This is a genomic window from Maribacter luteocoastalis (genome assembly GCF_048890225.1).
GTDB classification, from domain to species: Bacteria; Bacteroidota; Bacteroidia; order Flavobacteriales; family Flavobacteriaceae; genus Maribacter; species Maribacter luteocoastalis.
On the sequence record NZ_JBMFZG010000009.1, the window covers coordinates 137,146 to 151,630 of the forward strand.

The window sequence follows — 14,485 nt, forward strand, 5'->3', positions numbered from 1 at the left end:
TTGGTTTACCTTAAGGAATTAGTAGGAGAGGCCATAGGTACTTTTATTTTAGTGCTTTTTGGATGTGGTTCTGTAGCAGGTGCTGTTCTTTTCAATACATTCACAAGTTTGTTGGAAGTTGCTTTAATTTGGGGTTTTGGAGTGACCATTGCTATTTTTGTGACAAGAAACATTTGTCCGGCACATCTAAATCCGGCAGTTAGTTTGGCTATGGTAATCATGGGTAAACTTTCGCTTAGAAAACTACCGTCTTATATTTTGTTTCAAATGATTGGTGCTTTTTTAGCGGCATTGGTGCTCTTTTTGACCTTAGAGAATGCAATTATCACTTATGAACTAAATAATAATATTGTTAGGGGTTCATTGGATTCGGTACAGACAGCTATGTTTTTTGGGGAGTATTTTCCCAATCCAGGACTTATGGAGTTAATCTCGGTTTCTGTGTACTTGGCCTTTTCTATGGAATTTCTAGGAACTTTTTTGTTGGTCTTCGTTATATTGAAAGTGACCGAATCTTCAAAGCAAATAGATAACATAACCCCTTTAATTATTGGTCTTACGGTAACTGTGATTATTTGTTTGGCAGCTCCTTTTACGCAGGCAGGTTTAAATCCGGCAAGGGACTTTGCCCCTAGAATAGTAGCATATTGGGCAGGCTGGGGAAATGTGGCCTTCCCTCCAATTCCGTTTAGCTTTTTTACGGTATATATTTTGGCTCCTATGCTAGCTGCCGTGGGGGCTGTTTATGTGCATAAACTTTCCTTAGCTAAACGTTAATCTTAGAAATCTAGTTTCTTTTTTCGTAGTTCAAAATTTTGGCCAAGATATACCTTTCGTACCATTTCATCAGCAGCTAGGTCTTCTGGGACTCCTGATTTTAATATACCACCTTCAAACATTAAGTAAGAGCGCTCCGTAATGGCCAAAGTCTCTTGTACGTTGTGATCAGTAATTAAGATGCCAATATTTTTATTTTTTAATTGGGCAACAATACGTTGGATATCCTCTACCGCTACAGGGTCTACACCAGCAAAAGGTTCATCTAAAAGAATAAACTTAGGGTCTGTTGCCAAAGCTCTTGCAATTTCAGTGCGCCTACGTTCACCACCAGATAATAAGTCGCCACGGTTTTTTCTGATATGGCCAAGACCAAATTCCTCTATCAAGGACTCCATCTTCATGTGTTGTTCTTTTTTACTCAGTTTTGTCAACTGAAGCACACTAAGTATGTTTTTTTCGATACTTAACTTTCTAAATACCGAAGCTTCTTGGGCCAAATAACCAATTCCATTTTGAGCTCTTTTGTACATTGGGAAATTGGTAATTTCCATATTGTCCAAATAAATATTGCCCCCATTAGGCTTGATCAATCCAACTATCATGTAAAAGGAAGTGGTTTTTCCTGCTCCATTTGGCCCTAATAAACCAACAATCTCACCTTGATTTACTTCAAGGGAAATTCCTTTTACTACACGACGACCTCGGTAGGATTTCATTATATTTTCGGCACTAAGCTTCATATTTTCAAATCTAAAACTAATTCATGGAGCAAATAGGGATTTATAACTTATTTAACCTTCAGTGTTTTCCAATTCTTCCCAATATTCATAGGCTCGTCTTAAATGGGGTATAACAATGGTGCCTCCAACCAGTGTTGCAATACCTAAGGTTTCCATTATTTCTTCTTTGCTAACCCCTTCTTTATAAGAGCTTTCCAAGTGATATTTCACACAATCATCGCAACGTAAAACGGTAGATGCCACTAACCCCAATAGTTCTTTGGTCTTTACATCTAATGCACCGGCAGCGAAAGCATTGGTGTCTAGGTTAAATATCCTTTTAATGATTTTATTGTTGTCTTGCAACAGCTTATCGTTCATCTTAGCACGATAGGCATTAAATTCCTCAACTTGGTTTGACATTCTTTTTTGCTCTTTTTACTTCTTTTTTAGCCTCAATCTTCAATACCCTGGCCGAAATGAAAATACTTGCCTGATATAGTATTAATACAGGGATGGCAACAATAATTTGACTTGCCACGTCAGGTGGGGTAATTACTGCAGATAGAATTAAAACAATTACTAATGCTATCTTTCGGTATTTTCTCATGATTTCAGGGGTAACCAGACCTACTTTGGTTAAAAAGAAGATGATAATCGGTAATTCAAACAAAACACCACAAGCCAAAACTGCAGATCGTACAGTACCTATATAAGAGTCAAGGTCAAATTCGTTCAAGACCATTTCACTTACTTGGTAGGTACCTAAAAAGTTGATGGATAATGGCGCAACAATATAATATCCAAAAAGTACCCCTAAGAAAAATAACAAAGAGGCTATAAATATAAACCCTTTGGAATGTCTACGTTCTTTTTCATATAATCCCGGACTTATAAACTTCCACATTTCATATAATACATATGGGAAGCCAACGATGATACCAACCCAGATTGCCGTCCAGATATCTGCGGAAAATTGTCCGGACATGGTTCTACTTTGAATAGTAAAAGGCAATGTATCCTTACAGAAGTCCGATTCAATATTTATATAGGTAGCGGCCTTACAAAAGAACTCATAGGTCGGAAAATTCATTTGTGAAGGCCCAAAAATGATAACATCAAAAACAAACCCACTAAAAACAAATGCGACAATTCCTATAATTACTACCGCCATGGTAGATCGTATTAAATGCCATCTTAATTCTTCCAAATGGTCTAAAAAAGACATTTCGTTTGGGGGAGTGGTACTTTTATCTGCCATTATATTATGCCTTCGTTTATTAAATTGTGTAAATGGATGACACCGGTATATTGGCCTTCTTCTATAGCCAATAATTGGGATATTCCTTTTTGTTGCATCAGTTCCAAGGCTTTTATGGCCAAGGTGTTCATTTCAATAGTTTTTGGACTAGTACTCATTATATCTGCAGCCGTAAGCCCTTTAATGTTGTCATGGTTGTTTAGCATTCTACGAATATCACCATCAGTTACTACCCCAACAATCTTATCGCCATCCAATACCGCAGTTACACCCAGCATTTTTTCAGATATCTCAACAATTACTTTCTTGACCTCAGTGTCCTTTTGCACTTTTGGTGCTTGATTGTTTTTAACGAGGTCTGCTACACGTAAGTAAAGTCTTTTTCCCAACGCTCCACCTGGATGGTATTTTGCAAAATCTGAACTGCTAAACCCTCTTAGCTCTAAAAGCACAATGGCCAAAGCATCACCTATAACTAGCTGGGCAGTGGTACTTGTGGTAGGTGCGAGTCCATTTGGACATGCCTCTTTAACGACAAAAGTGTTAAGTGTAAAATCTGATTGTTTGGCCAAAAAGGAGTCTAAATTCCCTGTCATGGCAATGAGTTTGTTTTTGCCTCTTTTTATAAGCGGAACCAGCATCTTTATTTCAGGAGTACTGCCGCTTTTAGAAATACAAATAACAACATCATTGTCTTGTATGGTGCCTAGATCACCATGTATGGCATCACCGGCATGCATAAAAATCGCAGGTGTGCCAGTAGAATTTAATGTAGCAACTATTTTTGAAGCAATAATGGCACTTTTTCCAATCCCGGAGATTATTACCCTCCCTTTGGTCTCTAGAATACAATTAACTGCATTGGAAAAGTCCTCATTTAACAAGGTGGCAAGATTGCCAATGGCATCTCGTTCTGTTTCGATGGTCTTTTTGGCTAAATCAAGAATAGTACGGGTAGATATCAATGTATTATTCAATTTTATGAATTGTAATCCTAAAAGTTTGTGTTATCTTTAAGATTACAAAATTACGTAAACTTAATTTTATAGGATATCTATCCAATGACAATTTAGTTTTAGAAGTTAAGATTAAAAGTAAGTATAATTTTTAACGAAATAGAAGCGAATTTTTTCCTTCGCTAAACATTACAATTTGAGAGAAGATAAAGGTTTGAACGACTTTGATTTACACAGTTCCCTGAAAAAGTATTTTGGGTTTTCACAATTTAAGGGTCTTCAGGAAGGTGTCATAAAAAACATACTGGAAGGTAACAATACATTTGTTATCATGCCAACCGGTGGTGGCAAATCACTTTGCTACCAACTTCCAGCGCTCATGCAGCCTGGAACAGCAATTATAGTTTCGCCATTGATAGCATTAATGAAGAACCAAGTAGATGCTATTCGTGGTGTTTCAGCTGAAGTAGGCATTGCACATGTTTTAAATTCCTCATTGAATAAAACGGAAATAAAACAGGTAAAACAGGATATTGTGGATGGCGTGACCAAGTTGCTATATGTTGCTCCAGAATCCTTGACAAAAGAAGAAAATATAGAGTTTCTTAGATCGGTAATGATCTCTTTTGTTGCTGTAGACGAGGCACATTGTATTTCTGAATGGGGTCATGACTTTAGGCCTGAATATCGTAACTTAAGGTCAATTGTAGGTAGGTTGGGAGACAATATTCCAATAATTGGATTAACGGCAACCGCTACACCTAAAGTACAAGAGGATATAATCAAGAATTTAGGGATAAGTGATGCCAAACTTTTTAAGGCATCATTTAACAGGCCAAATTTGTTCTATGAAGTTCGCACGAAAACTGAAAATATTGATGCTGATATCATTCGTTTTATCAAACAGAATGCGGGTAAATCTGGAATTATTTATTGTCTAAGCCGTAAGAAAGTTGAAGAACTAGCACAAGTTTTGCAGGTAAATGGAATAAGTGCGGTGCCCTACCATGCGGGTTTTGATGCCAAAACCCGTGCCAAGTACCAAGATATGTTCTTAATGGAGGATGTAGATGTAGTTGTGGCCACCATTGCTTTTGGTATGGGAATAGATAAGCCAGATGTTCGTTTTGTAATTCATCATGATATTCCCAAAAGTATTGAGAGCTATTATCAAGAAACTGGAAGAGCCGGTAGAGATGGTGGTGAAGGACATTGCTTGGCTTTTTATTCCTATAAGGATATTGAAAAACTAGAAAAGTTTATGTCTGGAAAGCCTGTTGCTGAACAGGAAATCGGAAATGCACTATTACAAGAGGTAGTTGCCTATGCAGAGACTTCCATGTCCCGAAGAAAATTTATGCTCCATTATTTTGGGGAAGAATTCGATGAGGTTAATGGCGAAGGTGCGGATATGGATGATAACACACGGAATCCAAAGGATAAGGTAGAGGCCAAAGACGATGTGTTGAAACTCCTGAAAGTAGTGAAAGGTACTAGCGAGAAGTTTAAATCCAAAGAGATTGTAATTACCCTTAGAGGTAAGACCAATGCTATTATTAGCTCCCACAAGACCAATGAAAAGGAATTTTTTGGTATAGGGTCCGATAGGGACAAAAGTCATTGGATGGCCTTGATTCGTCAAGTACTGGTAGCCGGATTATTGAAAAAAGAAATTGAACAATATGGTGTATTGCATTTAACTAAAAAAGGTGAGGAGTTTTTAAAGAACCCAACTTCCTTTATGATGACAAAAGACCATGTGTACAATGCAGAAAATGATAACGCCATTGTTGGTGCGGCCAAATCTGGTGGCGTTTCAGATACTAAATTATTGGCGCAGTTAAAGAGCCTTAGAAAAACGCAAGCAAGTAAAATGGGTGTTCCCCCTTTTGTGGTTTTTCAAGACCCATCTTTAGAAGATATGGCTTTAAAGTATCCAATAACCCTTGAAGAATTATTAAATGTCCATGGAGTAGGCGAGGGTAAGGCAAAAAAATATGGGAAACCTTTTATCAGCTTTATCAATGCATATGTTGAGGAAAACGAAATAATAAGACCAGATGACCTTGTTGTAAAAAGTACTGGGGCCAACTCTGGACTTAAACTATATATCATACAGAATGTTGACCGTAAATTACCTTTAAGCGATATTGCATCTGCCAAAGGGCTAGAGATACCTGAACTTATAAAAGAAATGGAACAGATTGTTTTTAGCGGAACAAAACTTAATTTAGGCTATTGGATAGATGAGGTTTTAGATGAAGATCAACAGGAAGAAATACACGAATATTTCCTAGAGGCAGAAACTGATGATTTGGAAGAAGCATTAAAAGAATTTGATGGCGAATATGAAGATGAAGAATTGCGTCTTTATCGTTTAAAATTTATTAGCGAGGTGGCAAATTAATTTCATAGGGGTTATTTTACTGTTTCCTCAAGAATTTCTATAGACATCACCTCGGTGTTAAATGATGCTTTAATACCTATTGGGAATGTGAAGTTTTGTTTTATATGACCAAATCCCATACCATATAAGGCAGGTATGCCAAGAGGTTGTATCCTATCCATAATAACCTCTTTTAGGTTAAATGAATTGGGGTCGTTACTTTGGTTGCACCCTGCACAAACTCCAAAAACAATTCCGGCCGCATTATTGAAAGTTTCCCCTTCAATTAGTTGAGTAAGCATTCTATCAATGCGATAGGGAGCTTCTTCCACATCTTCAATACAAACAATTTTGTTGGTAAAATCTATTTCATAGGGTGTTCCTACTAAGGCGTTGATAAGGCTTAAACTACCACCGCATAATCTGCCTTCAGCCTTTCCGGGTGTTATAACATAGCGTTCATATTCTGGATTGGTTTTATTGGTATCTAGGATTTTTGGGTTTTCTATTGACTGTTTTTTAAGAGGTTTTCTTAGCATTTTTTTAAAGCATTTCTGACTATAGTCATCGTTCAAAGTACTGCCTAAGGGGCCATGAAAAGTTATTAATCCGGTAATTTTATATATTCCATTTAAAAGTGCCGTAACATCACTGAATCCAATAAGGGCTTTTGGGTTTTTAGCTATAACATCATAATTTATCAAATCCATAATTCTAGTACAACCATATCCCCCTCTTAAACAGAGTATGGCATCTACTAAAGGATTGGTAAACATATGGTTTATGTCTGCTGCCCGCTCAGTGTCAGTATTGCTGAAATATCCATATTGTCCTAGTATTCTTGGAGTATAATAGACTTTATAGCCTAATTGTTCAAGAATAGAAATGGTCTCATTTAGTGTGTTTTTAGTAAAAGTGTAACCGGGCGCTATGAGCCCAATAGTATCCCCTTTTTTTAAGGCTTTTGGTAGTAGTGATTCTTTCTTTACAGAAATGCCATTTTTAGCATGTGCAGAGAAAGGTAATACAGATGTTATGGAGAGCCCAATTAATCCATTAATAAAATTGCGTCTTGTAGTCATAATTAAGGATTATGAGCCATAAATCTAAACAGAAAATTAAATATGTAAACTTCGGATAAGTGGAAATGTACATCCATTTGATTATTTACTAAACTAAAAACCCCATACCTGAATGGGCATGGGATTTTAAAATATAAATTATTTTTTAAGGTGCTGAAGTACCGCTATCATCATTTTTGGATCTTCTTAACTGTCGCTGAATTTTTTTGATAGCGGATTCAATAGATTTTTCAGGTTCAATTATATTATACTCACCCCAAAAATCAGGATCTGCAAAACCTATTGCCTCATCACTTAGTATGATGCTAGATTTCATACGTTCTTTAGACTTTGGAGCGAAATTATCCATATTTTTCTCCCAATCCGTTACTGCCATTTCACAACTCATACTATAAATAGAGTTAAAAAGTTTTTTATCCCAGTTTACTTTAAACTCAAGGAGCACATTGCTATAGCCATAATACCATTTGCCATCTTTTTCCCTGTAATCTACCCTATATGCTACTTCTGTTGGCCAAACTTTGGCATTTTTTGGTTTTTTTCTCACAAACATTTGAGCTGCTAAATTTTTATCTGTAATGTTTAAAGAGTAAATAGCGCTTGTGAGAATCTTATTCTGTGCATCAATATAAAGTTTGCCTGTATATAAAGGATCAATAATACCAGGTTTTTGCTCAAATTTAACAACATAGATAAGTTTATCATCAACCCTGGTCGAGTTTACAAATGAGAAATTATAATAACCAATGGTCTCGTTGGTAAAAATATACTCTGGGTATTTTACCATATCTACAAAAAGTGCATTAAAAGGACCGCCTTGTAATTTTAATGCAACCGTATCCAACTTATTATAATCTGTACTTTTACGTGCCTTGTACAATTGTACCGCATCTGTTCTTTTAGAGGAATAAGGAGTTTTATAAATATTTACAACAGCTTCTGAAAGACTTACATTTTTTTTTCTCTTTTTGATGGTCTCTCTGTAAAAAGCGGTCATTACAGTAGGATCATCAATATAATTCTCGCCTCTTTTTTGAAGTGTTTCCCTTACCAATTTCTCGGCGTCTTTGGGTACACTTAAATTAACTTCAGACAGCTCAGTTATTAACTCTGTCATTAAAATTTCATTGGTGCCGTTTGAAAATTGATCAATTGGCAATGACATGGTCTTATATCCTAAGAAGGAAACAATTATATTCTTACCATTACTGGATTGGGGTATTTTGAGAGAAAATTGTCCTTCAGTATTAGTGATAGTGCTAACATTAGTTCCTTCAACTGCAATTGTTGCAAATACCAATGGTTTTTTTGTTTTGTTATCTGCTACCTCTCCGTGGTATTCCTTAAATGCAGTTTCTTGGGCAAAAGATACCCCTATATGGGCAACCATTAGAAAGACAAAAGCAAGTATTGTTCTTATAATGGATTTATTTAGATTACTATTTAAATGGTTATGCATGATATTGCATTTATGATAAAATTTTCATTTTAATTTTTATTCCCTAAGTTAATTATTTTCAAGCACATATTTTATTTTTAAGTGTTAACTTTCAAGGGTTTGGCATTTATAAATTCCAAGAAAATTACGCCGGAAAAAGTTATTTATAAAAATGAAAAATAATTGTAGTTATAGTTCTTAAAAACTAATTATGCGTTTTGGATGAAGCATTCACAAGGCGTTTAATTTCATTAAGTTCATCGGGTGTGAGATCTCTCCATTTTCCAACAGGAAGGTCCAAACGAACATTCATGATGCGTATGCGCTTTAGTTTTTTTACGTAATAACCTAAATGTTCTGTCATACGTCTAATTTGTCGGTTCAATCCTTGAGTAAGTATAATCCGAAACTGATAATTGCTAACCTTAATGACCTCACACTTTCTGGTTACGGTATCTAAGATAGGAACACCATTTCGCATTTTGTTTAAAAATTCAGTGGTTATTGGCTTGTCAACCGTCACTAAATATTCCTTTTCATGGTTATTTCTCGCTCTTAGGATTTTGTTTACAATATCACCATCATTGGTCAAAAAGATAAGCCCTTCGCTTGGTTTGTCTAATCGTCCAATTGGGAAAATTCGTTTTGGGTAATTTATAAAATCTATAATATTATCTTTTTCCACTCCGGTATCTGTAGTACAAACTATACCTATAGGTTTGTTAAACGCTAGGTAAACCAATTGTTCTTTTGGTTCAGATACAGGTATGCCATCTACTTTTACCAAATCGCCGTCCAAGACTTTGGTGCCCATTTCGGGAACTTTATCATTAATAGTAACACGACCTTGATCTATTAACTTATCGGCCGCACGGCGAGAGCAATACCCTACTTCGCTCAAATATTTATTAATCCTGGTTTGTTTTATTGCATCAGACATTATACAAGGTGCTATCGTAGTTTTTTCCTTTTAAGTTCCAAGGTGTATATTTCTCTACCTAGTTCAGCAAGAAAGGGAATTCCTATTTCATCATATTCATAAACATTGTCATTAAATATACCATTTGTATTCACTAAAATGGTAGCGGATAGCATGAAATCTACATTGTTTAAGGTATCCGTTATATATGCAATGTCTGTTAATGTTCCATAGGCGAAACCTACTTTGTTATAAATTTTAATATGGCCAGGTATATTTTCTTTTGTGTCACCAAACATAAAAAACTTGCAGTAACCATCGTAAAATTCGTCTGGGTCATAGCCAGCATTTTTTGGTAAGGTTTGCATTGCGTTTAATAGAAATTGGTGTTGCCCTTCAGTAATTTTGAAACGTTCTTCCTTATGAAACAGATTAGGGAAGATAACACGTTTTAAAACTTCATGTTGTGCTGTAATTGGTAAGTAATTTTTTAGACTGAAATCAAAAGGTTGCTCAATTAACAAGTTCTCTTCAATGTAACCTTTTCCTTTTTTAATCCTGTCTAGTTCTAAAGGTTTGGGAGAAGTATTTAGACTAGGTGTCGTAATGCCTGTGGTGCTGTCATTCAAGTAAATAATTAGTGGTTTTGTCACTAAATCTTCTGAATGGTATCCTAGCCTATGGGCAATGCGAACAGGTTTGATCCCTTTTTTGGCTAAGTTGTTGTTAATAGCATCTTGACCTAATAATTCTACCAATCGGTTATTGGCCATGTTGTCACTGATAGTGAAAATTTTGATGATATCTTCAGCAAAAGTACTTTCAATGGAATCACCTTCTACATAATATCTGGTATTTAACCCAATAGTATCCGTTTGGTTTAAACGTTCTAATGCTAGAACCGCTATGGGGAACTTGACACTACTTGCCGGATAAAAATAATTATTACTGTTTACTTGAAAATCATAATCCGTAAAAATAACACTGTCCTGTATTCTATCAATTTTGGTATATCTAATTTGTACTTCATACGCATCAATATTATCCATAACCTTTTTGATATTTGGATGGCTAGATGATAGGGCCAGTGCCAACAAGTTATCATTGGCATTCTCCTTTTTGCAGGAAAAAATCAAAAGCAGGAGTAATAAATAAGGAATCTTTCTCTTTTGCATTAATCGTTATGGTCTTCGTAAACTTGGCCTCGGTGTGGCTTTAGTGCATCCCTAACAGGTGCCATTTCTTTTTCTTCAACAACCATATAGGCTATGCTATACATGTCATTTATTTCCTCATGGCCTGTAATATCTAGATGTAGCCTTTCAATGGAAATAAATTCTTTCAAATGTTTTTCGTGATGTTCAGCAGTTCTAAATGCCGTGGGCCCCCTAAAATCCCAAATAAGCTTTATTTTTCTATTCAAAGCACAATTCTATTTATTCCAAAATTAAGGCAAAGCATCTTATTTAAGGTACTAAAGTGTCCTATTATTAAAGGATGTTTACATTCACTAAATCCATTTACTCCTGAAATTCACCATCTTTGAATTTCTATAATAACCCCAAAATTATGTTAAGTAAGGATGGCTTCATTTGCAAGGGATTAGGTAATTGCTATTTTTGCGAGATGTTTTTTTTAAATTTAAGAATGAAATTGTTGAATGTCAAGTTAGGAGCAGTGCTATTAATGGGAGTACTTGTATCTTGTAATTCTCTTTTTAAAAAACAGGAAGAAAGGAAACCATTAGCCCGTGTTGGCGAGTCCTACTTATACCCTGAAGATATAGCACCATTGTTAACCCAAGGAATGACAAAGGGGGACAGTGCATCCTTCGTTAGCGGATATATTAATAATTGGGCTTCAAAACAACTACTCTTATCCAAATCAAAAATAAATCTACCAGAAGAAAAAATAGCTCAATTTGAAGCACTTGTTGATGACTACAGGGCAGATTTGTATACTAGGGCATACAAAGAGGCCTTGGTCTCCATTGGGGCGGATACCGTTATCAATAAAAACCAGCTAGAGACTTTTTACGAACTTGAGAAAGAGAATTTTAAGCTAAAAGAACGTATTGTTAGAATACGATTTGTTTCATTGCCCAAAAACTTTTTAAATAAGGAAGAGGTAAGTAAAAGACTCAAAAATTTTAAAGAAGAGGATTTAACTTATTTGGATTCAATAGGGGTGCAGTTCAATAAGCTTAATTTTAATGATTCCATTTGGGTACGATCATCTAGGGTAATGGACGAAATACCCCCGATTACCATTGATAACCGTGATAGGTACTTAAAAAAATCACAATTTTTTGAATTGGAGGATTCATTAGGGGTATATTTGGGCAAAATCGAGGAAGTGATGGACATTAATGAGATTGCCCCACTTTCATATATTACACCTACCATAAAACAAGTCTTATTAAATCGCAGAAAAATAGACTACCTGCGTAAACTGGAAACAGAAATTATAGATGAAGCAATTAAGGATAAGGAATTTGAGGTATTTACCAATGATAAATAAGTTAAGACACACCATAATCTTAGGTGTTTTTGCCGTAATGGCTACAACAGCCCAAGATTCTATACCAGTAGTGCCGGACAACCAGGTGGAGCCTATGGAGAATTTAGCGGAAACCGCCAACACTACAAAGGAAAATGTGACCAAAAATTTCCAAAGAATTAAATTGGATGGTATAGCCGCCGTAGTGGGGGATTATGTAATATTGGATTCTGATGTAGAAAAAACATTGATTGATTTGAAAAGTCAGGGGGCTTCCACTGAGGATATTACACATTGTAGTCTCTTAGGTAAGTTAATGGAAGACCGTTTGTATGCCCACCAAGCCGTACAGGATAGTATTTTGGTTTCTGATGATGAGGTAAATGCTACAGGAGATAGACAATTACAATCTTTAGTCCAGCAGATTGGTTCTATGGAAAAGGTCTTGAAATATTATAAAAAACAGGATGAGGCTAGTTTTAGGGAAGAGCTATATAAAATTAACAAGCTGCGTATGTTGTCCGAAAAAATGCAACAAAATATTGTTAAGGACATTGAGATAACACCAGAAGAGGTAAGACAATTTTTTAATAAAATACCTGAGGATCAGCGACCAGTGTTTGGGGCAGAGTTAGAGATTGCGCAAATTGTAAAAGCTCCAGAGCCAACAGAAGTTGAAAAACAAAAGGTTGTAGATAAACTTAATCAAATAAAGGCCGATGTAGAGGATAATGATGCCAGTTTTAGTGTAAAGGCTATTCTTTATTCCCAAGGTCCATCTAAAACTTCAGGAGGCGCTATTCCAAGCGTTACTAAAGAATCTGGTTATGTAAGTGAATTTAAGGATGTAGCATTTAGTTTGGCGGAAGGTGAAATTTCAGATCCCTTTGAAACCCAATTTGGATATCATATAATGTTAGTTGAAAAAATAAGAGGACAAGAAAGAGATGTTCGTCATATACTACTTCAACCCGAAATTTCACAAGATGCCTTAAATGAGGCAAAATCTGAGCTGGATAGTATTAGAAAAAATATTATTGAAGGCAAATTTACTTTTGCAGAGGCTGCACTAAATTTTTCCGATGAGAAGGAGACTAAATTTGATGGTGGATTGCTTCGGAATCCACAAGATTTTAGTTCGCGTTTTGAGTTGACTAAAATGGATCCTGCACTGTATAATCAAGTAAGGAATTTAAAGGACAATGAAATTTCCTACCCGTTATTGGAAGAAGATCAACGTGGCGGACCACCAAAATATAAGATTTTAAAGGTGACCAACCGTTATGATGAACATGTTGCTGATTTTGCCCAGGATTACATTAAGATTCAGCAACTGGCATTAACCGAAAAGCAGTATAATGCCATCAAAGATTGGATGAAGGAGCACATAGAAGACACCTATGTTAGTGTAAATGATGCAAACAAAGATTGTGATTTTGCAAATAACTGGATAAAAGAATAACCATGTCCGATGTTGCTGCAATTGATCGTTTGGTAGAAAAACATAATGCGCTTAAAAAAGAAATAGGTAGTGTCATCGTAGGTCAACATAAGGTAATAGACCAAATTCTTCTTTCCATATACACAGGTGGTCACTCATTATTGATTGGTGTGCCAGGACTTGCAAAGACATTAATGGTAAATACTATCGCACAGGCCTTAGGTTTAGATTTTAAACGAATTCAGTTTACCCCAGATTTAATGCCGAGCGACATCTTGGGAAGTGAAGTTTTAGACCAGAACAGAAATTTTAAATTTATCAAAGGCCCTATTTTCTCGAATATTATTTTGGCTGACGAAATAAATAGGACTCCACCAAAAACCCAAGCGGCCTTATTGGAGGCTATGCAGGAAAGAGCGGTTACTATTGCCGGGCACCGGTACAAGTTAGATTTGCCCTATTTTGTTTTGGCAACACAAAATCCAATAGAACAAGAAGGAACCTATCCTTTGCCAGAAGCCCAGTTGGACCGTTTTATGTTCGCAATAGAATTGGAATATCCTTCAGTGGAGGAGGAGATTCAAGTAGTCAAGAATACAACTTCAAACAATTCCTATACTATAACACCGCAATTCAGTGCCAATGAAATGCTACAGGTACAGGATTTAGTACGTAGAATACCTGTGCCAGATAATGTTATTGAATATGCAGTGAAATTGGTGAACAAGACTAGGCCAAATTTAGATACGGCATCAGAGTATGTGAAACAGTATTTAGATTGGGGGGCAGGACCAAGGGCATCTCAAAACCTTATTTTAGGTGCAAAGGCAAATGCGGCAATTTCTGGTAAATATTCTCCAGATATTGAGGATGTGCATGCCGTTGCCAAAGGTATTTTAAAACATAGGATTATAAAGAACTACAAAGCCGAGGCAGAAGGTATATCTGAAGAAGATATTATAGACCGACTTTTATAGATTTACGCATTAAGTTATTCGCTTTAT

14 protein-coding genes are annotated in these 14,485 nt (G+C 35.9%); 5 read left to right on the forward strand and 9 right to left on the reverse strand.

Annotation, left to right across the window (positions count from 1 at the left end; all coding sequences use genetic code 11):
• Positions 1 to 777: an MIP/aquaporin family protein gene (locus ACOCEA_RS15605; protein ID WP_420757195.1), complete on the forward strand. Its 777-nt coding sequence runs from the start codon at positions 1 to 3 to the stop codon at positions 775 to 777.
• 2 nt (positions 778 to 779) lie between these two features.
• Here the strand turns inward: ACOCEA_RS15605 and lptB are convergent, their stop codons facing one another.
• Genes lptB through ACOCEA_RS15625 form a run of 4 tightly spaced genes read right to left on the reverse strand, consistent with a single transcriptional unit; the run spans position 780 to position 3,743 of the window.
• Positions 780 to 1,520: an LPS export ABC transporter ATP-binding protein gene (gene lptB / locus ACOCEA_RS15610; RefSeq protein ID WP_420757196.1), complete on the reverse strand. Its 741-nt coding sequence runs from the start codon at positions 1,518 to 1,520 to the stop codon at positions 780 to 782.
• Between the two features lie 51 nt (positions 1,521 to 1,571).
• Positions 1,572 to 1,922 (reverse strand): carboxymuconolactone decarboxylase family protein, encoded by a 351-nt coding sequence (locus ACOCEA_RS15615; protein WP_420757197.1) that lies wholly within the window; start codon positions 1,920 to 1,922, stop codon positions 1,572 to 1,574.
• Positions 1,906 to 2,760 (reverse strand): twin-arginine translocase subunit TatC, encoded by an 855-nt coding sequence (gene tatC / locus ACOCEA_RS15620; RefSeq protein ID WP_420757198.1) that lies wholly within the window; start codon positions 2,758 to 2,760, stop codon positions 1,906 to 1,908. Before tatC ends, ACOCEA_RS15615 begins: the two co-directional genes overlap by 17 nt.
• Entirely contained in the window at positions 2,760 to 3,743 is a 984-nt protein-coding gene (locus ACOCEA_RS15625) for a KpsF/GutQ family sugar-phosphate isomerase (RefSeq protein ID WP_420757258.1), read from the reverse strand. The genes tatC and ACOCEA_RS15625 overlap by 1 nt, the downstream gene beginning before the upstream one ends.
• Before the next feature lie 169 nt (positions 3,744 to 3,912).
• Between ACOCEA_RS15625 and recQ the strand changes: the two genes are divergently transcribed.
• On the forward strand, positions 3,913 to 6,123 hold the full coding sequence (gene recQ, locus ACOCEA_RS15630; RefSeq protein WP_420757199.1) for a DNA helicase RecQ: 2,211 nt from the start codon (positions 3,913 to 3,915) through the stop codon (positions 6,121 to 6,123).
• An 11-nt stretch (positions 6,124 to 6,134) separates the two neighbouring features.
• Here the strand turns inward: recQ and ACOCEA_RS15635 are convergent, their stop codons facing one another.
• The 5 genes from ACOCEA_RS15635 to ACOCEA_RS15655 all read right to left on the reverse strand — a co-directional run bounded on the left by ACOCEA_RS15635 (position 6,135) and on the right by ACOCEA_RS15655 (position 10,964).
• The gene (locus tag ACOCEA_RS15635; RefSeq protein ID WP_420757200.1) at positions 6,135 to 7,184 is read right to left on the reverse strand and encodes a S66 peptidase family protein; all 1,050 of its coding nucleotides are present in this window, start codon (positions 7,182 to 7,184) and stop codon (positions 6,135 to 6,137) included.
• A gap of 145 nt (positions 7,185 to 7,329) precedes the next feature.
• Positions 7,330 to 8,643, reverse strand: a complete 1,314-nt coding sequence (locus ACOCEA_RS15640; RefSeq protein WP_420757201.1) for a carboxypeptidase-like regulatory domain-containing protein — start codon at positions 8,641 to 8,643, stop codon at positions 7,330 to 7,332.
• A 184-nt stretch (positions 8,644 to 8,827) separates the two neighbouring features.
• Positions 8,828 to 9,562 carry a 23S rRNA pseudouridine(2604) synthase RluF gene (gene rluF / locus ACOCEA_RS15645; protein ID WP_420757202.1) on the reverse strand — a complete coding sequence of 245 codons (735 nt, stop codon included), beginning with the start codon at positions 9,560 to 9,562 and terminating at the stop codon, positions 8,828 to 8,830.
• Between the two features lie 11 nt (positions 9,563 to 9,573).
• Positions 9,574 to 10,716 carry a serine hydrolase gene (locus tag ACOCEA_RS15650; protein WP_420757203.1) on the reverse strand — a complete coding sequence of 381 codons (1,143 nt, stop codon included), beginning with the start codon at positions 10,714 to 10,716 and terminating at the stop codon, positions 9,574 to 9,576.
• On the reverse strand, positions 10,716 to 10,964 hold the full coding sequence (locus ACOCEA_RS15655) for a hypothetical protein (protein WP_420757204.1): 249 nt from the start codon (positions 10,962 to 10,964) through the stop codon (positions 10,716 to 10,718). The genes ACOCEA_RS15650 and ACOCEA_RS15655 overlap by 1 nt, the downstream gene beginning before the upstream one ends.
• Before the next feature lie 224 nt (positions 10,965 to 11,188).
• On the opposite strand from ACOCEA_RS15655, the gene ACOCEA_RS15660 reads away from it, so the two are divergent.
• Genes ACOCEA_RS15660 through ACOCEA_RS15670 form a run of 3 tightly spaced genes read left to right on the forward strand, consistent with a single transcriptional unit; the run spans position 11,189 to position 14,458 of the window.
• A complete protein-coding gene (locus ACOCEA_RS15660; protein ID WP_420757205.1) occupies positions 11,189 to 12,061 on the forward strand; it encodes a peptidyl-prolyl cis-trans isomerase in 873 nt (290 codons plus the stop codon).
• Positions 12,051 to 13,502, forward strand: coding sequence for a peptidylprolyl isomerase (locus tag ACOCEA_RS15665; protein WP_420757206.1), 1,452 nt, complete (start codon positions 12,051 to 12,053; stop codon positions 13,500 to 13,502). The genes ACOCEA_RS15660 and ACOCEA_RS15665 overlap by 11 nt, the downstream gene beginning before the upstream one ends.
• 2 nt (positions 13,503 to 13,504) lie before the next feature.
• Positions 13,505 to 14,458, forward strand: a complete 954-nt coding sequence (locus tag ACOCEA_RS15670) for an AAA family ATPase (protein ID WP_420757207.1) — start codon at positions 13,505 to 13,507, stop codon at positions 14,456 to 14,458.
• Positions 14,459 to 14,485 lie beyond the last annotated feature (27 nt).